This window comes from Bacillus sp. FSL M8-0277, from assembly GCF_037975305.1.
Lineage (GTDB): Bacteria > Bacillota > Bacilli > Bacillales > Bacillaceae > Bacillus > Bacillus pumilus.
Map to the genome: position 1 here is coordinate 3,503,071 of NZ_CP150255.1, position 20,575 is coordinate 3,523,645.

The 20,575-nt window shown below is 42.5% G+C and carries 22 protein-coding genes; 5 read left to right on the plus strand and 17 right to left on the minus strand.

All coding sequences use genetic code 11. The annotated features are described in order from the left end of the window. Positions 1-63: 63 nt before the first annotated feature. The 4 genes from MKZ05_RS17810 to MKZ05_RS17825 form a co-directional block, all read right to left on the minus strand. Entirely contained in the window at positions 64-1,881 is a 1,818-nt protein-coding gene (locus tag MKZ05_RS17810; RefSeq protein ID WP_226804440.1) for an NEAT domain-containing protein, read from the minus strand. An 18-nt stretch (positions 1,882-1,899) separates the two neighbouring features. Beyond that, positions 1,900-2,553, minus strand: coding sequence for a heme uptake protein IsdC (gene isdC / locus MKZ05_RS17815; RefSeq protein ID WP_034620342.1), 654 nt, complete (start codon positions 2,551-2,553; stop codon positions 1,900-1,902). 20 nt (positions 2,554-2,573) lie between these two features. Beyond that, positions 2,574-3,032, minus strand: a complete 459-nt coding sequence (locus tag MKZ05_RS17820; protein ID WP_034620280.1) for an NEAT domain-containing protein — start codon at positions 3,030-3,032, stop codon at positions 2,574-2,576. 370 nt (positions 3,033-3,402) lie between these two features. After that, entirely contained in the window at positions 3,403-3,735 is a 333-nt protein-coding gene (locus tag MKZ05_RS17825; RefSeq protein WP_050944548.1) for a helix-turn-helix domain-containing protein, read from the minus strand. A gap of 176 nt (positions 3,736-3,911) precedes the next feature. Between MKZ05_RS17825 and MKZ05_RS17830 the strand changes: the two genes are divergently transcribed. The 3 genes from MKZ05_RS17830 to ribD are packed head-to-tail and all read left to right on the plus strand — an operon-like array spanning position 3,912 to position 6,622. Further along, positions 3,912-4,805, plus strand: a complete 894-nt coding sequence (locus MKZ05_RS17830) for a VOC family protein (protein WP_251190626.1) — start codon at positions 3,912-3,914, stop codon at positions 4,803-4,805. Then, on the plus strand, positions 4,783-5,544 hold the full coding sequence (locus tag MKZ05_RS17835; protein ID WP_003215082.1) for a GTP cyclohydrolase II: 762 nt from the start codon (positions 4,783-4,785) through the stop codon (positions 5,542-5,544). Before MKZ05_RS17830 ends, MKZ05_RS17835 begins: the two co-directional genes overlap by 23 nt. Next, positions 5,531-6,622, plus strand: a complete 1,092-nt coding sequence (gene ribD, locus MKZ05_RS17840) for a bifunctional diaminohydroxyphosphoribosylaminopyrimidine deaminase/5-amino-6-(5-phosphoribosylamino)uracil reductase RibD (RefSeq protein ID WP_339160737.1) — start codon at positions 5,531-5,533, stop codon at positions 6,620-6,622. Before MKZ05_RS17835 ends, ribD begins: the two co-directional genes overlap by 14 nt. A gap of 64 nt (positions 6,623-6,686) precedes the next feature. Here ribD and MKZ05_RS17845 read toward each other — a convergent pair whose 3' ends face one another. From MKZ05_RS17845 to MKZ05_RS17875, 7 genes are all read right to left on the minus strand, one after another. Continuing rightward, positions 6,687-7,055, minus strand: a complete 369-nt coding sequence (locus MKZ05_RS17845; protein ID WP_050944715.1) for a VOC family protein — start codon at positions 7,053-7,055, stop codon at positions 6,687-6,689. Positions 7,056-7,298: 243 nt separating this feature from the next. Continuing rightward, complete coding sequence (locus MKZ05_RS17850) at positions 7,299-8,153, minus strand: polysaccharide deacetylase family protein (RefSeq protein WP_339160738.1); 855 nt, start codon at positions 8,151-8,153, stop codon at positions 7,299-7,301. Between the two features lie 65 nt (positions 8,154-8,218). After that, positions 8,219-8,548 (minus strand): PTS lactose/cellobiose transporter subunit IIA, encoded by a 330-nt coding sequence (locus MKZ05_RS17855; RefSeq protein WP_024423898.1) that lies wholly within the window; start codon positions 8,546-8,548, stop codon positions 8,219-8,221. 19 nt (positions 8,549-8,567) lie between these two features. Beyond that, complete coding sequence (locus MKZ05_RS17860; protein WP_050944552.1) at positions 8,568-8,891, minus strand: PTS sugar transporter subunit IIB; 324 nt, start codon at positions 8,889-8,891, stop codon at positions 8,568-8,570. 12 nt (positions 8,892-8,903) lie between these two features. Then, positions 8,904-10,337 (minus strand): glycoside hydrolase family 1 protein, encoded by a 1,434-nt coding sequence (locus MKZ05_RS17865; protein WP_339160739.1) that lies wholly within the window; start codon positions 10,335-10,337, stop codon positions 8,904-8,906. A gap of 183 nt (positions 10,338-10,520) precedes the next feature. After that, on the minus strand, positions 10,521-11,831 hold the full coding sequence (locus MKZ05_RS17870) for a PTS transporter subunit EIIC (protein WP_050944554.1): 1,311 nt from the start codon (positions 11,829-11,831) through the stop codon (positions 10,521-10,523). Positions 11,832-11,920: 89 nt separating this feature from the next. Continuing rightward, positions 11,921-13,879, minus strand: a complete 1,959-nt coding sequence (locus MKZ05_RS17875; protein ID WP_339160742.1) for a BglG family transcription antiterminator — start codon at positions 13,877-13,879, stop codon at positions 11,921-11,923. A gap of 136 nt (positions 13,880-14,015) precedes the next feature. Here MKZ05_RS17875 and MKZ05_RS17880 point away from each other — a divergent pair, with 136 nt between their 5' ends. Continuing rightward, positions 14,016-14,228: a hypothetical protein gene (locus MKZ05_RS17880; RefSeq protein ID WP_223251185.1), complete on the plus strand. Its 213-nt coding sequence runs from the start codon at positions 14,016-14,018 to the stop codon at positions 14,226-14,228. A gap of 45 nt (positions 14,229-14,273) precedes the next feature. Here MKZ05_RS17880 and MKZ05_RS17885 read toward each other — a convergent pair whose 3' ends face one another. The 6 genes from MKZ05_RS17885 to MKZ05_RS17910 all read right to left on the minus strand — a co-directional run bounded on the left by MKZ05_RS17885 (position 14,274) and on the right by MKZ05_RS17910 (position 19,994). Continuing rightward, on the minus strand, positions 14,274-14,699 hold the full coding sequence (locus tag MKZ05_RS17885) for a DUF5082 family protein (RefSeq protein WP_003214784.1): 426 nt from the start codon (positions 14,697-14,699) through the stop codon (positions 14,274-14,276). 281 nt (positions 14,700-14,980) lie between these two features. Next, positions 14,981-15,244, minus strand: coding sequence for a YwqI/YxiC family protein (locus MKZ05_RS17890; protein ID WP_106050388.1), 264 nt, complete (start codon positions 15,242-15,244; stop codon positions 14,981-14,983). A gap of 37 nt (positions 15,245-15,281) precedes the next feature. Next, positions 15,282-15,707: a DUF5082 family protein gene (locus MKZ05_RS17895; protein ID WP_050944558.1), complete on the minus strand. Its 426-nt coding sequence runs from the start codon at positions 15,705-15,707 to the stop codon at positions 15,282-15,284. Between the two features lie 297 nt (positions 15,708-16,004). After that, a complete protein-coding gene (gene nhaC / locus MKZ05_RS17900; RefSeq protein ID WP_044140314.1) occupies positions 16,005-17,411 on the minus strand; it encodes a Na+/H+ antiporter NhaC in 1,407 nt (468 codons plus the stop codon). A 143-nt stretch (positions 17,412-17,554) separates the two neighbouring features. Further along, the gene (gene aspA, locus MKZ05_RS17905) at positions 17,555-18,976 is read right to left on the minus strand and encodes an aspartate ammonia-lyase (RefSeq protein WP_050944559.1); all 1,422 of its coding nucleotides are present in this window, start codon (positions 18,974-18,976) and stop codon (positions 17,555-17,557) included. A gap of 28 nt (positions 18,977-19,004) precedes the next feature. Beyond that, positions 19,005-19,994 (minus strand): asparaginase, encoded by a 990-nt coding sequence (locus tag MKZ05_RS17910; protein ID WP_106029444.1) that lies wholly within the window; start codon positions 19,992-19,994, stop codon positions 19,005-19,007. Positions 19,995-20,201: 207 nt separating this feature from the next. Here MKZ05_RS17910 and MKZ05_RS17915 point away from each other — a divergent pair, with 207 nt between their 5' ends. Next, a complete protein-coding gene (locus MKZ05_RS17915; RefSeq protein WP_003214932.1) occupies positions 20,202-20,549 on the plus strand; it encodes a helix-turn-helix transcriptional regulator in 348 nt (115 codons plus the stop codon). The last annotated feature ends 26 nt before the right edge of the window (positions 20,550-20,575 follow it).

Consider the following 20,575-nt stretch of genomic DNA (forward strand, 5'->3'; position numbering starts at 1 on the left):
CCCTTTCGAAAAAAGAGAGTGGATGCGTCGATGATCTCGCGCATCTCACTTCAACTAAACCATCTATCTTGTTCTTGTTTGATACTTTCTGACGAGTACGAATAATGACCCGCCGAATAAAAGAATATACACCCAAAGAAGAGAGGTATCTCCTGTTTTTGGATTCAGCTGTCCAGTCTCAGACTTAGTTTGGTCATCTGATGGAGTAAATGTTAGCTGCTCTGCACCTGTTTCCTCTGGCGCTAAATTCTCAAGTTGATTTGGTTGATTTGATTGAGAATCGCGATCATTTGGATTTTTGACAAAGCCGATACTCTCATCGTCTCCGATGATCGATCGAATCCCGCTTCCTTCACCAAGAGCAATTCCTTTTGTGTCATAGACAAGTTTGACATCGTACTGCTCATGATAATTCGCAGCCGGAATATCAATTTTTACGCGTGCTGCCTGAGCCGTGCTTAAGCTTTTGGCTTCGTATTGAATCACTCGTGTATCTGATTTTTGATCTGTTTTTGCAACAAGCGTCTCTTCAAACTTGCCACCTGTTCCTACTTGGAAGGACGTGATAGCTGAGCTATTCTTCACTGTATATGAAACGAAATGGCGGCCATTTTTCACAACCAATGTCGCAGGGCTCACGACGTAATCGTTCATACGAGAAAGCTCATCCTTGTCTGCTTTCTTCATTGAGAAAGGAAGCTTGTATACACCATCTTTAAGCTGAGCCGTCTCTTGAGCAACTCCGCCGTTATTTGTTTCTGGTGATGGTGTGTTTGGTTTTGGTGTTTCTGGTGCAGCAGGTGTTTCTTCCTCTACCTGTCCGCCTTTAAGTGGCGCGATACTCTTTGCATCGAATTGAAAACGAATATCGTAAGTTTGGTCATAGTGGGCGGCCGCTACTACAATGTGAACTTTTCCTTTGACCGCTTTTTTCAAATCAGCGACATCAAATGACACCACTCTTGTGTTCTTTGCTTGATCTGTGCTGACGGTCTTCACTTCTTGATAAGAGCCGTTTTTCTCTATTTTCAAAGAAGCAACAGACGTATTGTCCTTCACCGTAAAGGAAATGGTTTGCTTTCCGTTTTTGACGGTTAAGGATGCAGGATGTGAGAAGTATTGGTTCATCCGAGATGCCTCGTCCTCATCCCCTTTGAGCACACTGTAATTGATGCGGTACTCGCCATCTTTCAGTTGGTTTTGCGCGGAATCTACTGGCTTTGTACCATTGTTATTGTCTGGTGTTGTCTGCTGATCGTCTGGCTTTGTGCCATTTTGATCATCCGGCTTTGTTTCGTTATCGTCTGGCTTTGTGCCATTTTGGTCATCCGGCTTTGTTTCGCTATCGCCTGGCTTTGTGCCATTTTCGTCATCTGGTTTTGTTTCGTTATCGTCTGGCTTTGCAGGTGTAACGAGCGTTAGGCTGCTTTGATCGAATGCAAGCTGTACGTCATATGCTTCGTCATAAATAAAGCCGCCTAAATCCCAGTAAATTTTCACCCAGCCGTTTAATTTGGCTGATAGGTCGGCAACATCAAACTTGATCACACGTGTATTGGCAGTTGCATCCTCACTAACGGTTTCAGTGGTGACAAGAGCGCCATTTTGTTCGACCTTGAAATCTGTAATCTCTTTGCTTTGCTTCAGTGTGACATAGGCAGTCGTCTTGCCATTTTCCACAATCAGCTTAGCTGGCTTTTCTGTATACGTATCCATCATGGACGCTTCTGTGCTGCCATTTTTTAAAACAGTGAATCCGACCGTGTATTCACCATCAACAAATGATGCAGCTTGAGCCGTTCCTTGAGGAATCTGAAATGCAGTCAATAAACTGAATAAAACGAGCAGAATGGCTGCCTTTAGATGAAAAAGACGTTTCAAATGGTGACACTTCCTTCCTTAATGCTTAATGATCCACTTTCTTGCTAAAAATCCGCCTGAGCATAGAGCAAGCACAAGGAGCCACCCTGTCTGGTTTGTATCACCAGTTTGAGGATTCTCTTCTTGTTTTGTCGTGGATGAATCAGATGTTTTCGTTGATTCTTTTGATGGCTGCTGCTTTTCTGCTTCACCCGCTGATTTGTTTGTGCTGTTAGACGAAAGTGATTTCATGCTGCTCTCATCAAATTTCAGCTGAATGGTATAATCATGATCATAATCAGCAGATTTTACAGTGACATGAATTTTTGATTTGATTGGTTTAGACAAGCTCTGAGCTTGGAACTGAACAATCCTTGTGTTGGCTTTTTTATTGGTTGAGAGAACCGTTGTATCAACATAGCCGCCATTTCCCGGAACTTTAAATTCCGTCACCCAGCTGCTATTTTTAATGGTCATTTGTACTGTCAGCTTCCCATTTTTTGCAATCACTTTTGCTGGCTTCAGCCAGTAGTCATTTGCCATAGAGACCGCATTTCCTTCAGCCTTGAGCACAGTATAGTTGACGGAGTATGTACCATCCTTTAACGTGGCAGCCTGTGCGTTTGAAAAAGGCAGCATGAGTGCCAATAATAAAGCGGTCATGAAGACTGATAGCCTCATCATTTTTTTCATCAAGCGAATTTCCTCCCTTTTTACTGAACAGATGCTGCATCAAACTTGATACGGATGTCGTAATTACCTGTATATCCGATGACCGGTACAGTCACGCTCACTTTTGCTGGTACGACCTCTGTCAGGCTGTTCACGTTGAATTCTACTGTTCTCTTATTCGCAGCTGTGTTTGTACTGATCACCTTCGCATCTTTGTAGACACCTTGTTCAAGTGTTTTAAAGCTAGTGATCCAAGAACTATTCGTTAACGTGACTTGTGCTTTGATTTTTCCATCCTTCACGACAAGCTTGGCTGGTTTTTCAAAATACGTATTCGCTGTTGAAGTCGAATCGCTATCTGCCTTCCATACCACATATTGTGCTGAATGTTGACCATCTGCTAAGCCTGCTGCTGAGGCTGAGCTAATCGGGGCTAGAGCAAATAATAGAACAAAGCTAAAGAACAATAATACGTGTGATGTTGAACGAATGGCTTTCATGTGAACCCTCCTAAATGATATTGATAATTATTCTCAACGGATAATAAAAAAAATAACCTTCATAAGCGCTTGATCACACTTATAGATGATTATGATAATCATTATCAATTGAGTTGAAAAAATAAATCTTTGCTTCCTAAAAGCCAAAGATGTCTGTTTCTAAATGATGGTTTGACACGTGTTTTAGGCAATCTGTCCCATTCATGATACCATGGCATGACCTCCATTCCATTACAGGGAAAAGAACCCTCTTCTTCTTGATCTTATATGATGAGTGAATTTATTGTCAACATCATTTTTCATACTATTGACTTAGATTTCTGGAAAATCGCACAAAAAAATTTCGATCAGACAGACTGATCGAAATCGATTAGGAAGGAACATGTTCCCCTTTTTTGCTATTTTTACGTTCTAAAGACCAAGCATACATTTCACGAATAATCGGCTCTATTTTCTTCCCTTGCGCTGTTAATTCGTATTCAATCCGTACTGGAATGTCAGGGTATACGTTCTTCTCAACGAGTCCTTCAGCCTCTAAATCCTTCAGCCTTTCAGATAATAATCTGCCGCTGATGTTCATTTCATTTTCAAGCTGACAGAAACGCTTAGGGCCTGTCAGAAGCTGATTGATGATGAGAATGACCCACTTCTTGCCTAGAATCTCCATGGCATCTGTGATTGGGCAGCCATCTACTTGAGCCATACCTTACTCCCTCCCGCTTTTCTCTCTTTTTTTCATTATAACACAATTAATTACTTGAAATAAGTTACTAACTATTATATAGTTTAGTTACTTTAAGTAACAAGGTATTCATTTTTATATATTTTCAAAAACATTTAAACATGCCGATGCATATATCATGAAGGAGATGACCGAGCTTGAAGACAATTGAGGAGCTAAGATTGGGTGTAACAGAGTTACATGTATCCAGCTTTGAGCGTTCTTTACCTTTTTATACAGACATTTTAGGATTTTCTATATTAGAAAAGACAGATTCCACAGTGACACTTGGCAGCAATGCAAAGGAACCAATCCTTTTGTTAAAAGAAGATGCACATCTAAAAGAGAAACCTGATCACGAGCCAGGACTTTATCATTTTGCTGTTTTATTACCTACCAGAAAAAACCTGGGCACATGGCTGGCACATGTGATCAAAAAAGGCTATCCTTTAATTGGAGCAAGCGATCACTTTTTCAGTGAAGCCATTTATTTAAGTGACCCTGACGGCATTGGCGTAGAAATATATGCTGATCGCCCTGAGGACGTTTGGGTAGGTGAGAATGGAGAACTGAAAGGTGGCGGAAATGCACCTCTTGATGGAGATGGTCTCCTGCAAGAAGCCGCTGATACGACGTGGGAAGGACTTCCGGCTGGCACAGTAATGGGACACTTACATTTCCATCTGAACCCAGAAGAAGCTGATTCCTTTTATGTCAATACGCTCGGTTTTCATATCCGAATGGCTCCACCAGCAAGCGTATTTATCGCCGCTGGTGTATACCACCATCACCTTGCCTTTAATGCATGGGGACGCGGACGAAAAGGAGCCATTGATCCACGTTTTTCAGGAATTAGAAGCTATACACTCGTATTCCCACAAGAAGCAGACAGACAGTCCGTCGTTGAGCGCCTAACAAAAGCAGGCACTCAAGTGAAAACAATAGGGAAAAGTAACGAATTTGTTGATCCATTTGGCGTTCTCGTTCGTTTACAGATTGAAGAAACAGACAAAAAAGAAGGTGCAGAATATGGACAAACACACAGATCTTAAAACAGCCATTTTAAAAGATAAAATCAAACGAGTACAGCAAGAAGACGGGTATATATATATCACTGGACCCATTAAATTGCCAGTGAATTTAGACGGCAGAACGGTGATGTTCAACTGGTATTCATGGTTAAAAGACGACGGGTTAGAGCCATTGTCAGATGAAGCTTTAATTGAAAGCCTCTCGTCCCGCCAGCTTGCCGATCATCAGCAGTCAAGCGTGCTAGTGTATGGAGATTTCGAGCACGCTGACGAAGCTCTTATCCGCATGCATTCCATTTGTCACACTGGTGATATTTTCGGAAGCAAGCGCTGCGACTGCGGATTCCAATTGAAGCAGTCCATGCGAATGATTGAGGACAATGGTGCAGGTGCCCTGTTTTATTTAGCCAACCATGAAGGCCGAGGTATTGGACTTTTCACGAAAGCCATGGCTTATATCCTTCAAGAAAACGGCTACGATACAGTAGAAGCGAACGAAGCACTCGGCTTTGAAGATGACACGCGTCAATATGAAGAAGCCATCGCGGTTCTTCAAACACTTCGTACAAAGCCGGTCAGACTCATTACCAATAATCCGAAAAAGACAGATGCCATCAGCCATGCAGGTTTATCTCTTTCTGGACGTATTCCGCTTTGGGGTGATGTCTCAGAGTTTAATGAAAAATACTTGCAGACAAAAATCAACCGCTCAGGTCACATGAAGGCGGAGCAAGAGGTGCGTACGATTGCCACATCATGAGCGATATATGAATCTAGCCCTAGAAAATGCACGGGCAATGAAAGGCCAGACATCACCGAACCCGCTCGTCGGGGCTGTGATTGTGCGCGATAATGAAATTGTTGGAGTCGGTGCTCATATGAAAGCCGGTGAACCACATGCTGAAATTCATGCACTTAAAATGGCTGGAGACAAGGCAAAAGGAGCCACTATTTATGTGACCCTCGAGCCTTGTTCCCACCATGGCCGTACAGGTCCTTGTGCGGAGGCACTTGTGAAAGCAGGCGTCGAAACCGTTGTCGTGGCAGCACTTGACCCGAACCCGCTTGTCGCTGGCCGCGGAATCGCCATTTTACAAGATGCTGGCATCCAAGTGATTACAGGCGTACTTGAGCAGGAATCCATTCTCATGAATGAAGTGTTTAATCATTTTATTACGAAAAAAACACCTTTCGTGACGCTCAAGGCAGGTATTACCTTAGACGGAAAAATTGCGTCTGCTACGTCTGACAGCAAATGGATTACATCTGAGACATCCCGTTATGATGCTCATCATATCCGCAGCATTAATGATGCGATTTTGGTCGGTGCTCAAACTGTTATTCATGACGACCCTTCACTAACTGCACGGATTCCAAATGGGCATCATCCGGTTCGAATTGTTTTAGACTCTAAGCTATCAACACCGCTGACAGCAAAGATCGTCACTGATCAGATGGCACCAACATGGATCTTTACAACAAAGCAAGCCGATGAGGAAAAACGAGCCGCTTTAGAAGCAGCCGGCGTCAACGTCTTTGTAACAGACAGCGAGACGCGGGTGCCCCTGCAAGAAGTACTTCAAATGCTGGGAGAAAGAAATGTCTCCTCCCTCATGATTGAAGGCGGCGGCCAGATCAATGCTTCATTTTTAGAACAGCAGCTTGTAGATAAATTGGTCATTTATATGGCACCTAAACTCATTGGCGGAAGGCTGGCTCCTTCCTTTTTCGGAGGCGAAGGCATACGTCTCATGAGTGATGCCATTGAATTGGATCAGCTCTCAGTAGAAACACTTGGGAAAGATATTAAAATAACGGGCTATCCCGTTTATCAATAACAAAAACAAGGCGGCTGTTTAGATCTCCTCAACAGCCGCCTTGTTTTTAAAAATCTAGTTTTTTTTAGTCTGTTCTCTCTAAAAATTCAATTCGATTCCCAAAGGGATCTTCTACATAGAACCGGATGGCTCCTTCCAATGGCTCATCTTCTCTGATGCTAATGTGGTGATTCAATAATGCCTTTTTTAATTCCGATAGACTCTTTACAAGAAAAGCTGGATGGGCTTTCTTTGCAGCTTGGAAATGATCCTGAATTCCAATGTGAAGCTGATGATGACCGCATTGAAACCAGACACCTCCACGTTTAGCTAGATTACTAGGCTTGGGTATTTCCTCCATTCCTAAAATTCCGCCAAAAAACAAACGTGCTTTCTCTTCACTACCTTTTGGGGCAGCTAATTGAACATGATCGATTCCAACAAAATTTGACATAATCCTCTCTTCCTTTCTTTTCTCAATTGGTTTTTCTATGAAGTGTTTCATACGATGTAGAGTTTGATTGATTTCATCTAAATGACAGTGCAAAATTTTTTTCAAAAACAGAACTCCCATTGTAATGAAAGTTCTGTCCATCTAAGTGTCTCTTGTAATGACATTTGAAACCAAGACATATCATGTGTAGTGATTCATTTTGGTGAAATTTGTCGTAAAATGTTTCATGTGAAACATTGATAGTTACTTCCCTTCTACCAACCTGCCAAAGCTTTCGGGTGAAAGTCCCGGTGACACGCGAACACGGTGCAAGGACATCATGCCCTGTTCCTTCTTCGCGTGTCCTGGTTCAGTGGTGACAGCCATTCGATAACCGGCTTGCTTCGCTAGCTTTAGCGTGTCTTCGTTATAGCGCCCGACAGGATAGCTGACCATTCTCGTACGCTGAGAAAAACGTTGATCAAAGAATGCCTTTGACCCTTTTAATTCCTCTTTCTGCTGCTTCTTTGATAAACGATTGAGCTCTAAATGATGAATGGTATGACTCTCAATTGATAGCCCATTTGCTATCATTTCATCCATTTGTTCATCCGTTAAGTGATTCGGACGGCCAATGGATTGCTCAATCATGAAAATCGTTGCCTTCATTCCATACTGCTTTAAAATCGGAAATGCCTTTGTATAGTTATCGGTATATCCATCATCGAATGTAATAAGGACACACTTTTCACTTGGCTTCGTATTTGTTGTGAAGACGTGGTACGCTTCTTCTGGCGACAGCGTGACATAGTCGTTGTCCTTCAGCCATTTCATATGAGCCGCAAACTCGCTCTTTGGTACACGAAGCGAGTTACCGCTGGAGATGCTGTGATACATCAAAATCGGAAGCTCTACCGGTTCCTTTTGCTTAATCCAGTTTTGTGTATCTATCTCTGCCTCTTCTTTCTGCTGAATCTGTTTTGTTTCTTTTGCTTGTAATTGACCCTTTTCCTCTTTGACTACTTGCTGGTTTCCTTCCGTTTGCTCCTTCGTTTCCATACAGCCCGAAATGAGCAGCGCCACAAGACCAACCGCAATCAACATACATGTTTTTTTCATTCACCAATCCTGCTTTCTCTCTATCTATCGAATGATTATAACAGAAATTGGTTACTACCTGATATCTATTTTGACAGGGTGTTCATTTTTTTACACATTTCAATCATTTCGATGGCAAGCAGATGAATGGTCTCTGTTGTGAGCATTTGATCTTCTGCATGTATCAGCAGTAAAGAAAAGGGAAGCTGCTCACCTGCCGCCTCTTTTTGGATCAGCGACAAGTGCAGGTTGTGGATGCTTCGAAACGCTTCCTCCCCTTTTTCAATCAACTGCTGTGCTTTTTCAAAATCATCAGCTCTTGCTAGACGAATCGCTTCAACATAATGACTTCTTGCCTCGCCTGCATGAGCAATGATTTGAAAGGCTGCTCCCTGCATTTCCTCTAATACCGTCATCTGCTTCTCCTCCAATTACTTAAGATTCATTTGCTAGTTTCAGAGCATGCTCTAGTATTTTTTCTCCGTTCGCTGTTCCGTATAATCTCACATTGATGACATCAACAGGTATTTGGTAAGGTGCCGCTGTTTTTTCTGCTGCCTTTTTCATAAAGCTTACTTGCGGTCCAAGTAAAATCACCTGCACATCTTCTCCATGCTCTTCTAATTCATCCGCAATAGCCCCTTCAGGTATGGCGTATATCTCATAATCCAGCCCCTTCGCTTCTGCGGCTGCCTTCATTTTGGATACTACAATGGATGTCGACATTCCTGCGGCACAAGCGAGAATGATTCGTTTCATATCCCAACACTCCTATCGATAGTTGACTTCTGTTTGGGCCTTCAGTTCCCTTGTTTTAATTAATGTCTGGTACCAATACGCTGATGCCTTCAACTGACGATTCCGTTCATTTTCCAGCTGGATTTCGACTAATCCGTAGCGATTTTTAAAGGCATTCATCGGCGATACATTATCCGTAAAAGCCCACAGCATATAGCCCTTGCAATTTGAGCCTTCTGCTTTCGCTTGAAGTGCCCGTTTCAAATGCTGGCTGATAAATGAAATGCGATACTGGTCATCAATGATACCGTCTTCTTTTTTAAACCGTTCTTCCTTTTCTACGCCCATGCCGTTTTCGGCCACAAACCACTCAATATTTCCGTATTCTTCTTTAATTCTCATGCCCATATCATAGACAATGTCCGGGTAAATTTCCCATCCTCTGAATGGATTCATTTTTCTTCCTGGAAGCTCAAACATATCGTAATAATAAGACGGGTGAAATGGTGTCATCTCATTCCACGCCTTACTCGGTGCTTTGACACGATGCGGATAGTATAAGTTGAGCCCAACGACTTCAACCGTATGATTCTTGATGACCTGAAGCTCTTCCTCTGTCGCATCGAAAAGAATCTCATGCTTTTTTAACACATCAAGCAGTTCTTCTGGATACTCTCCTTTGATGGAGGGATCTAAGAACATTCGATTGAAAAACAAATCATATATCCGTGCCGCTTCTTGATCATGCGGAGCAGAGGATCTTGCATACGTCACTTCTGGATTGAGAATCACCCCAATTTTTGCACCTGTTGATTCCTTCAATCCCATCTCCCGAAACAGCTTCACTACTTTTGCTGTTGCCAGCGCTTTATGATAGTTCCACTGCATCCATTTCTTCGTATTTTGCTCAAAGGGATAACGTATAGCATCTAGGTACACGCGTGTTTGGACAACAATCGGTTCATTAAAGCTAAACCAATGCTTGACCCTGTCTCCATATCGCTCAAACACCTTTTCCGCATAGAGAACAAACAGCTCGACGACATGCTTTGATGACCATCCGTCGTACTTTTCAAGCAGCACGGCTGGAAGCTCATAATGCTCTAAGCAAAACATCGGCTCTACACCTGCTGCGATTAATTCATTGATCAAATCATCAATGTAACGGGCATATGCTTCATCCACAATCCCCTTCTCGTAATCGATGAGAAACCTCGACCAATTGATCGATGTCCTATAATGAGTCAGACCGATTTCTTTCATAAGGGCTACATCTTCTGGATAGCGCTCGTAAAAGTTCGTCGCTCCAGCCGGGCCATATCCTTCGTGCCACACGTGATACCCGTTCTTATACCATAAGTCGATGTACGAGTCCTGATGCGCTTGCTTTCCCTTCCACCCCTCCGTTTGCCAAGCAGAGGCCGCAGCACCTAGGATAAAATCTCTTGGAATCTCGATTCTGTTCATGTCGCCACCTTCCCTTTCCTCGTTTGAACGTGAAGTCCTTCCCAAATTCCTTGCAAATACATAGCCTTCACAATTGCCCCCATATCGAGACTTCCTGCCCTTTTTTCGTATATTTACGGTCAAGTGAAATGGGATCATTCTCTCCGAACCACCTACATTGCATATTCATTCATGCCTCTCCTTTTATTCTGAATCTGGTGCCGCTTCTGGTTTGCGGTTAGACAAGAGGACAAATGGCAAATAGATGAAGACTGCGACCACAATACAGATGAGCTGTGTGATGACAGCCCCCATGCTGCCAGCGGTGGACAGCCATGCATTCACAATCGGTGGTGTCGTCCACGGCACCATCACGACGGCTTTTCCAGCAAACCCTGTAGCTGTCGCAATGTAACCAATCGTTCCTGTCACAAGTGGTGTGACGATAAATGGAATTGCCATCACAGGGTTTAACATGACAGGTAAGCCAAAAATAACGGGTTCATTGATGTTGAAGAGACCCGGCCCAGATGAGAGCTTGGCAATACTTCGCATCTCTTCCCTTCTTCCAGCAATAAAAATCGCAATCAAAAGCCCAATGGTCACACCTGAACCACCGATGCTCATATACACATCCCAAAATGGCATCGTGATGATATTCGGAATCTCTTTTCCTTCTTGAAATGCTGTCATATTCACTGCAATTGATCCTAATAAGAGCGGCTCCCGGATCGGTTTGATCATCTGGTTGCCATGGATGCCGATCACCCAGAAGAATTGCGCCACAAACATCAACGTTAAAATCCCCGGTAGACCCTGTACGACACTTTCTAGCGGGCGTTGCACCACGTTATACACTGCTTCATGCAAATAAATGCCTGTCAAACGGTGAAATGCAAAGCCGAATGAACTAATGATCGTAATCGTAATGATCGAAGGAAAAAGTGATGAAAAAGATGTTGCCACATTCGATGGAACTGAATCTGGCATCTTGATTTGCAGCCATTTCACCTTGGTCAGCTTACAAAAAATTTCCACAGATACGATCGCAATGATCATCCCTAAAAATAAACTTTTTGGATCGGAAAATTGCCTTGCCAGTACATCTACAACCTCACGCATCGATCCATCCACTTCAAGTAGAAGTGTCGTTGGAATAACAGATATAAATGAAATCAATGCCATCAGCCCTGGGAACAGGGACTTGTGCCCGTTGATTTTCCCAAGCTCTATCCCGATGAGGAACACAGCCCCAATCGTTAAAAAGTTCAGCGTGGCATAATTGATTGCCTTCATAATTGGCTGAAGCTCCGCTAAAAATCTGAACATCTCAAAATGAGCAAGCCCTGTTTCCGGGCTCATGATCATATTTGCCACCAATACAGCAAAAGCCCCTGTAATGATGATTGGCATCAGTGTGACAAATGCCTGTTTAATCGCCATAATATATTTTTGATTCGTGATGCGATAAGCCACATTCCCCATGACATCTGCCGCTTTCTCCTTAAAGCTCATGATCTGTCTCCCCCTTTGCAAAAACTCGTGATCATCCTCCTTTTTGATGTTATTTTAAAAGCGCTTTCATTAACATCTAATCTTTTTCCTCACAGATGCGGAAATGGGTGTCCCGTTTTTTCATTCGGATGCTCCAATACTTGAAGCGCCGCCGTCAGTTCCTCAAATGAAGCGGCCTTGATGAGTTGCTCCACCACTTCCTTGCGCTCTGTCAGCCGTACAAGAAATTGATAAAGTGATTGCAATTCTTTTTGATACGTCTTCTGGATACTTAACAAACAAACGACTTGTACCCGATTTTCACCCCACAGCACCGGTTTTTTCAACGTACAGATCGCACAAAACGTGTCATCTGTTGCCGGCTTCATCGGATGAGGAATCGCAACCAAATGACCGAACGATGTCGGTGACACTTGCTCTCTTTCCAGCAATAATTGTTCAAACTCTTCCGGGATGCGATCCTGTTCCTTGAGCACGTTTACGAAAAATTGCAGTACCTCTTCCCTTGATTGAAGGTCTTGCTGAAAAAATGTCAGCGCCGGACTCACATACCGCAAAACCCCTGTATCCTGCGCGCCCTGAACAAACCGTTTCAGCCGCACAATATCATCGTCACTTAGAATGGTATGTACATCAATCACTGGTACCGGCAACGTGTTCTGAAGCGGAATGGTACTAATAATAAAATCAATGCTTCTCAAATCAAACGAAGGAATTTCTCCAACACTTGCAGTGCCAGCGATCTCCAGCTTTCCGCTAAAAGCCGCTGTCAGTTTATGAAGAAGGAGCTGACTGCTGGCGACACCCGTCGCACATACAATCAGGCATCTCTTTCTCACATGCTGTGATTTTGTCCGCTCGATTGCAGCACCGATATGAAGCGCCAAATACCCAATCTCATCCTCATGAATCTCAATTCCCTCTTTTTCTCTCAGCCACCTACCCATATAGACGCCAGCTTCAAATGCAATGGGATAATGCCTTTTAATGTCCGTTAAATAAGGGTTACGAATGTTCATACCGTACCTAAAACGATGAATAGCGGAACGTAAATGAAGACTTAATCCAACGATTAATTCTTTATCAAATTGAATATCAAGTGACATGTGCTCCTCTACATAAGCAAGCAGTTGGTGGATGAAGCGAAAGTGATCTTCGTCTAGAAGATGACATAGCGTATGACCGGTATCTCCGTATGCCATCATTTTCGCTCCCATCAAGTGAATCGCAATATACGCCCTTTCAGATAATGGAAAATCAATCGCTAGGACATGCCGAATATCCTCTGCCATTTGTTGAGCTACTTGGAAAACAGGCTGCACTTGAATCTCTTTTAATTCCGTTTCTGGCATCATGACCAGTTTTTTCTCTTCAATTCGTTTGCATGCAATGGCGATGTGGGTGACTAAATTACTTAAACCGATTTCTGACAGATGAAGTCCGCTTACTTTTGTACGTGAACGCACGATATCCTGAATCAATTGATACGTTTCTTCAGGTAACAGCGCCGGGTTCGCATGCGCTTGCTGAAACACATGCTCAGCCATACAATATCTTAATTTCATTTCATCCCCTGTCAGCTGCAGTCCATATTTAGGACGATGTGACACAGAAAGGCCATGTAATGAAAACAAATGTCTGACCGCTTTCAAATCATTTTTCACTGTCGATTCACTCACAAATAATTCCTCTGCGAGCGCGTCTAACTTAATATAGTCTTCTGACAGAAGCAGCCTTTTCAATAGATAGGCTACACGGTCTTCAGGCTGATTGGGAATGGTCTGCTCCTTTTTTTCGTTTCTTTCTCTCAACGACTTTTTCAAAAATGTACGAAAAGACCCATAATCCTCGACGGTCAATGTATACCCTGTCCCGCGTTTGATATGTAGTACGGCCCCATGTTCATCCAAAATATATTTAAGCGCTTTCATATCTGTTCGGATCGTTCTTGATGTGACGCCAATCATGCGGGCAATTTCTTCACTAGTCAGTTCCTGTTCCGCTTGCATCAGTCGTTTCAGCAGCTCCTCCTGACGTAGAGATAGCATAGGCTCTCCTCCCCTGGCATTTACTTTTGCCTATCATCATAAACGAAAGTAGAACTCTTTGCCCAGTTTTTCTTTCAAATCGGGAACCACGATATGGCTCATTCGTATGAATAGGAAACAAGAGGAGGGATGCATCATGGGTTCTTTTATGTTTGTTGTTATTATGATATTGGCTTCTTTAGGAGCAATCATCGCCCATTTATTCACATCAAAGGATCAACGTACGTCTGCGAAGCGTTCTTCACATCACAGTTCAACAACAAGTACCTATACTGATTCTTATACTCATCACGCTTCTGATGCCTCCTGCGGGGGAGATTCCGGGGATAGTGGTGGTGGATGTGACTAAACAAAAAAACAGCCGCTCGCTGATGAGATGGCTGTTTTTATTATTTTAAAGAGCCTTCCAGCCCCGTTCAATCAGATGTTTAACATCGAGTGCAAAATCCTCACCCTTTTCCATCACGTCCTGGGCTCTACCGGCAAAGTTACTGGCAACAGCCAGCTCCATTTTTTTTAATTCAAAGTGCAATATTTTTTGATCAATCTCGGCGATATATTTTTCATACTCATTGTTCACGATGTCATGCATGACATGATAGGCATCTTTTCGGTGGCGATGAAAGTCGGTTCCTCTCTCACCTTTCCATGACGAATCTAGAGCAGGTTTCTTGATTTCCTTTATGTCTGACTGCGCAAGATCTTGTTCTGTTCGAATATTGCTTTTGGCTGTCTTTAACCGAGAGATCATGTCATCAAATTCTGCACGTCTGTTTTCAATTCCCATATGCAGATGGTGTAGCATCTCGGATAAACTCATGTCATCCACCTCTATCGGACCTCATACGAAAGCACAGATCAGAGCCTTGGAAACGATCGACTCACTTGATTTTTCCAAACCTGACATTTCTATCGTTTTGCTTTCATTAAGTATAGTATAAGGTGAAAAGCCTCAGTCTTAAATAGGGAAAAGGTGTCCTTTTAGTGACGTGTTTGGAAGAAAATCGGAATAACACAAGGTCGTACTTCCCGAATTATATATGGTCCTTTAGAACTATATTTCGTATCATCCCATGAAACCCATTAGAAAAATGATTGCCATTATTTTGCCGCAATCGCTTCGTCCTGTTCTTTTAAGGTTTTCACATTAGAGCGCGTGTCCTGAACATTTTTGATTAAGGCTTCTTTAAAACTTGAAACCATTTCGTTCACCTCTGCTTCGCGCGCCGTCCACTTGGTCACAAATTCAAGGCTGTTTTCACCTGCTTTATCTGCGGCTTTTTTCATCGTTAATGCTTCGACTGCTTGGGAGACTTCATCTAGTTGATCCATAACTGTTTGGTAGTTTAACTTAATTTGTCCCATCGTGATATCCTCCAGATTTGTTCAGCATGAAGGTAGCTTATAAGCTGCTCCATGCTTTTGAGATCAAGCGTTTGGCGTCCTCTACTGCGTCTTCTCCTTTTTCAGCAAGACGTGCGGCGTCTCCTGCTAAGGAACTGGCAAAGGATAACGCAGCTTGTTCGGCTTCTAACGTACTGATTTTGAATTCGATGCGGCTCACGTAGCGTGGGTACTTGTCGTTCACAATCGTTTGCAGCGCATCATGTGCTTCATTCCGCTCTGATTTGAAATCCTGGCTTCGCTCACCTTTCCAAGAGGTCCCAAGCTTTGGCTGCTTGATTTGCTTCAGGTCTGTCTCTGCCGCATCTTGTTCACGTTCGACCTTACTTTTCGCCTTTTTCAGTCGAGCGATTTTCTCTTCGATTTCTGCTTTTTTACTTGTAATGCCACCGTTTAGGGCAGACAGCATATCCGATAAGCTCATTATGGGTTCCTCCTCCTGACAAAAAATAAAAACGCTGCTTAGAGATCCTCTAAACGAGCGTAAGGTGAATAGCACTTTTTCCAATATTGTTATTATAAGGTTCAAAGACTCATGTTTGAATAGGTATTTGTGCCTTTTTTATGGGATAAATATGCTTTCATTCTGCTTCACATTACCCCTTAAGACCTCTTTTGTAAGGGGTCTTAATTCCTGATTCTTGGCTATATGCCACATATAGTTATACAGACCTAGGACAAACAAAAGCCGCCCGGTTGAGGAGCGGCTTTTGTAAACGGCTTATGAAGCTGATTCTTCTGATTCTTGTGGATTCTTAACGTACCAGATGAATTTCCCTGTGTATCCGTAAATAATAGCAAGAGCAATGGCAACAAAGCTCAACCACATAAATGGTAAATAAGAGAATGTCGATACGCCTAGAATTCCCGCCATGTAAATCCCGTTATCTGACCAAGGAACCATTCCTGACGTCAGCGTACCACCGACCTCTGAGTTTCTGGATAAAACTCGTCTGTCTAACTTTAATTTATCATAGCTCTTTTCCATAATTTTCGGTGTAAGAATTAATGATACATACATCGCACAGCCAAAGATATTGGCGAAGAATGCAACAACAAGTGTTGATAGAGTCACATTTCCTGCATTATGCAATTTCTTCTCGAATGTAGCGACGATGACTTTTAATACGCCCAAGTATTCAAGTACTCCACCGAAACCAAGTCCGAGAATAATCACCACTAGAGATCCTAACATATTGACAATACCGCCACGATTTAACAGCGTATTTAAGAAATCAACATCTGAATTAATAGAGAAACCATTATAAGCTGTACCAAGTGCATCGGCTGGATTCATTCCCTGGAATGCCATTGCCCAGACAGCGCCAAGAAGTGCACCAATAGCAATAACAGGCATTGAAGGTTTTTTCAAGACAAGTAATAGTACAACAATCAACGCCGGAATAATCATCCAAATATTAATGGTGAATGTGTCCTGCAGTGCTTGTTTCAAAAACTCTACTTTGCCTTGATCAATATTTTTTCCGCCATACATAAATCCGGTGATTGTAAACATAATGGCTGTAATAACAAAGGCAGGAATGGATAAGACCATCATCGCTCTAACATGTGCGAGCACGTCCACTTTTGAAAGTGAGGAAGCGAGCACCGTACTATCAGATAAAGGAGATAACTTATCACCAAAATAGGCTCCAGATAAAACGGCTCCAGCCACGATAGGTAATGGAATTCCCAATCCTTCACCAATTGCAATCATGGCAATACCTGCAGTTCCAACTGTCCCCCATGATGTACCTGTAGCAACAGACATAATGGAACAGATGATCAGCGTAGCTAGTAAGAAAATATTAGGATGAATAAATTCCAGTCCGTAATAAATTAATGTTGGTACCACTCCGCCGGCAATCCATGTTCCAACAAGTGCACCTACTGCAATTAAAATCAAAACAGCCTCTAAACCATTCGATATCCCTTTTGTAATGGCGTTTTGAAGGTCTTTGTATGAATGTCCTAATCGAATACCTAAAGCAATGACCATAAACCATGAGATAAACAATGCCAGTTGAATATCCAATTTGAAATAAAGAGTAAAAGATAAAACAATTGCTAAAAACAAGCCAAGTACAAACACGACTTCTAAAATAGACGGCAGACGTGGTGATTTCATTGTGTTTCCTCCCTTTGTGCGTGCGTTAAGCGTTTTCAAAATATTGTGAAAAAAGTGTGTCAATTCGAAAGAAAGTGAATTGCCTGTTTTTCTCTATTTCACAGGCAATTCTACATATTAATAAAATAAAATTTTTGATATTATTATCGCTCTAGGAGCTCTGCACCCGCAATGCCAGGCTTTGTCATCTCGAATGGATTCAAAATAATATCAAGTTCTTCTTCTGTTAACACATCATTTTGCAAGCAAAGATCTCTGATCGATTGTCCTGTTAAAATGGCTTCCCTTGCGATTCTAGCCGCGGCTTCATAGCCTAAGTGAGGGTTCACGGCAGTGATCACGCCTGCACTTTTTTCGACATATTCTTTCAAACGTATTTCATTTGCTTCAATGTCCACTAAGCAATGATCTGTGAATGAACGGAATCCGTTATTCATTATACTAATAGATTGAAGCAAGTTAAAGACCAAAACAGGCTCCATCACATTTAACTCAAGCTGACCTGCTTCAGAGGCAAGACAGATGGTGTGGTCATTCCCAATGACCTGGAATGCGATTTGGTTAATGAGCTCTGCCATGACTGGATTGACTTTCCCAGGCATAATGGATGATCCTGGCTGACGAGCTGGCAATGCAATTTCAGCAAGACCTGCACGCGGACCAGAAGCCATTAGGCGAAGGTCATTGGCAATCTTAGACATGTTCATCATGCATACTTTTAATGCAGCAGACACTTCTGTGTAAGCATCTGTATTTTGCGTTGCATCCACGAGATGCTCTGCGCCTACAAGCGGAAGACCAGAAATATCGGCTAGCTTCTTCACGACGATCTCAATATAACGAGGATCTGCATTTAGGCCTGTCCCAACAGCTGTTGCACCCATATTGACTTCATATAAATGCTGCTTTGATTGGTTGATCCGCTTAATATCACGGCTGAGCACGCGGCTGTAAGCCTCAAATTCCTGTCCTAAACGAATTGGAACAGCATCCTGTAGGTGCGTACGTCCCATTTTGATCACATGATCAAATTCTTTCGCTTTCTTTTTGAATACGTCCTGCATCGTTTGCATTGTCTCAAGCAGAATGTCTAACTGCTTCAATACAGCAATATGGATAGATGTTGGAAACGAGTCATTCGTTGATTGTGACATGTTTACATGTGTGTTTGGGCTTAAATGGATGTATTCACCCTTTTGATGTCCCATGATTTCTAGCGCTCTGTTTCCAATCACTTCATTGGCATTCATATTCATCGACGTTCCTGCGCCGCCTTGAATTGGGTCTACAATAAAGTACTCATGCAGCTTGCCTTCAATGACTTCATCAGAGGCTTGTACGATGGCATTTCCAATTCCTTCATATAAACGTCCAACTTCCATATTGGCTTGAGCTGCTGCTTTTTTCACGATGGCAAAGGCTCTAATTAGTTCCTCGTGCATGCGATATCCAGTAATCGGGAAGTTTTCTTTTGCACGAAGGGTTTGAACCCCATAATACACGTCTGCCGGAATTTCTTTTTCTCCAAGAAAATCCTTCTCATAGCGATAAGTTGCTTGAACCATCTGATATGACCTGCTTTCTATAGAATAGTTAAATCACTAAATCTTCTGCGATTGGCGTTTCCATAATCTTTTTCACTTCTCTTGGGTCTGTTGTTTTACCTAGTGCCCACATGAGTTTCGGCACGATGGCCTCTGTGTTCATGTTTCGTGAACGTGCCACTAGTTCTTGATTGATTTTGCGTCCTACTTCATACACGCTCATGTCTTCTCCTTCTTCAAGACACTGAGTTGTGATGACAACAGAAATGCCTTCTTCGAGCAATTCGTTGATTTTCTCTAAAAGGTTTCTTCCTTCGAAAGGAATTCCGCCGCTGCCGTAGCTTTCGATGACGACTCCTTTGTAAACACCTTTGATTGCATCTAAGAACTCAGGCTTTAGACCTGGGTGCAATTTCAAGAGACAAACGTCAGTGTTTAAGGATGCGTCTAATTGAAGCGGTTTCATTGACGATCTTTTTACTTTGCTATTGTATTCAATTTGATGGTTTTCAATCGATGCAATATATGGATAGTTAATACTTTCAAATGCATCATAGCTTTTCGTTCTTAGTTTGATTGCGCGTGTCCCTTGAATGACTCTGCCATCAAAGACAACATACACGCCGCCTACGCCGTCACATGCAAAGCGAATCGCATCGGTGATGTTTTTCTTCGCATCTGTTTTCTTGAACGTAATCGGGATTTGTGAGCCTGTAATGACAATTGGCTTATCCGGATTTTGCAGCATATAAGATAGTGCTGCTGATGTATAGGCCATTGTATCGGTTCCATGCGTGACGACAAAGCCGTCATATTGATCATAATTTTCATAAATGGCTGTTGCGATATCCACCCAGTATTCAGGCTGCATATTTGTACTATCTATACTCATTAGGGACTTTGTGTCCATTGTGTACTCTGCATTAATTTCGTTTAAATAGCTTAAAAGGTCCTCAGCTTTAACACCTGGAGCCAAACCATTTTCACTCTCTACAGATGCAATCGTCCCACCAGTGGTTAAAAGCAATAATTTCTTCAACAGGTCCACCTCTTTCAGTAAAATTACTTCGTTTGTCACACATATTATAAGCTAGCTTGTGCTATTCTATAATATACGCTTTACGCGTACCTTCATTGCCATTATAGTCACATAACGCGAATTAATCAAGAAATTATTACGCATAACGCGTACATTCTATCACAAAATATGATATACTGTTGTTGTATATAAAGGAGCGTTCATGTAATGATACTCGATCGTTTAACCACTCTTAGAAAAAAGAAAAAATGGTCTCTCCAGCATACGGCAGATCGCCTAGGTATCGCCAAAAGCACCTATGCCGGTTACGAATCTGGGTACCGACGACCTTCGCTTGAAGCAGTGAAGCGCCTGGCTGATTTGTATGATACGTCCATTGATTTTTTACTTGGTAGAACGGACGAGCCAGAGATACAACGTAAAATCTCTGACATCAAAATTGAACTGACGGAAGCAAAAGAAGGAACCATTCTTGTAGACGGCGTTCCCCTAAATGATGAAGAAATCAAACAGCTTGTTGCCTTTATTCGGGCGAAAAACACCCTAAAAGTATAAAAAACATAGAAAAGAGAGGCCCCTAT

Excerpts from the sequence above, each read along its gene's own strand:
- isdC (WP_034620342.1), bottom strand. The coding sequence starts at position 2,553 with ATGAAAAAAATGATGAGGCTATCAGTCTTCATGACCGCTTTATTATTG.
- MKZ05_RS17820 (WP_034620280.1), bottom strand. The coding sequence starts at position 3,032 with ATGAAAGCCATTCGTTCAACATCACACGTATTATTGTTCTTTAGCTTT.
- MKZ05_RS17825 (WP_050944548.1), bottom strand. The coding sequence starts at position 3,735 with ATGGCTCAAGTAGATGGCTGCCCAATCACAGATGCCATGGAGATTCTA.
- MKZ05_RS17835 (WP_003215082.1), top strand. The coding sequence starts at position 4,783 with ATGGACAAACACACAGATCTTAAAACAGCCATTTTAAAAGATAAAATC.
- MKZ05_RS17845 (WP_050944715.1), bottom strand. The coding sequence starts at position 7,055 with ATGTCAAATTTTGTTGGAATCGATCATGTTCAATTAGCTGCCCCAAAA.
- MKZ05_RS17850 (WP_339160738.1), bottom strand. The coding sequence starts at position 8,153 with ATGAAAAAAACATGTATGTTGATTGCGGTTGGTCTTGTGGCGCTGCTC.
- MKZ05_RS17855 (WP_024423898.1), bottom strand. The coding sequence starts at position 8,548 with ATGACGGTATTAGAGGAAATGCAGGGAGCAGCCTTTCAAATCATTGCT.
- MKZ05_RS17860 (WP_050944552.1), bottom strand. The coding sequence starts at position 8,891 with ATGAAACGAATCATTCTCGCTTGTGCCGCAGGAATGTCGACATCCATT.
- MKZ05_RS17865 (WP_339160739.1), bottom strand. The coding sequence starts at position 10,337 with ATGAACAGAATCGAGATTCCAAGAGATTTTATCCTAGGTGCTGCGGCC.
- MKZ05_RS17870 (WP_050944554.1), bottom strand. The coding sequence starts at position 11,831 with ATGAGCTTTAAGGAGAAAGCGGCAGATGTCATGGGGAATGTGGCTTAT.
- MKZ05_RS17875 (WP_339160742.1), bottom strand. The coding sequence starts at position 13,879 with ATGCTATCTCTACGTCAGGAGGAGCTGCTGAAACGACTGATGCAAGCG.
- MKZ05_RS17880 (WP_223251185.1), top strand. The coding sequence starts at position 14,016 with ATGGGTTCTTTTATGTTTGTTGTTATTATGATATTGGCTTCTTTAGGA.
- MKZ05_RS17885 (WP_003214784.1), bottom strand. The coding sequence starts at position 14,699 with ATGAGTTTATCCGAGATGCTACACCATCTGCATATGGGAATTGAAAAC.
- MKZ05_RS17890 (WP_106050388.1), bottom strand. The coding sequence starts at position 15,244 with ATGGGACAAATTAAGTTAAACTACCAAACAGTTATGGATCAACTAGAT.
- MKZ05_RS17895 (WP_050944558.1), bottom strand. The coding sequence starts at position 15,707 with ATGAGCTTATCGGATATGCTGTCTGCCCTAAACGGTGGCATTACAAGT.
- nhaC (WP_044140314.1), bottom strand. The coding sequence starts at position 17,411 with ATGAAATCACCACGTCTGCCGTCTATTTTAGAAGTCGTGTTTGTACTT.
- aspA (WP_050944559.1), bottom strand. The coding sequence starts at position 18,976 with ATGGTTCAAGCAACTTATCGCTATGAGAAGGATTTTCTTGGAGAAAAA.
- MKZ05_RS17915 (WP_003214932.1), top strand. The coding sequence starts at position 20,202 with ATGATACTCGATCGTTTAACCACTCTTAGAAAAAAGAAAAAATGGTCT.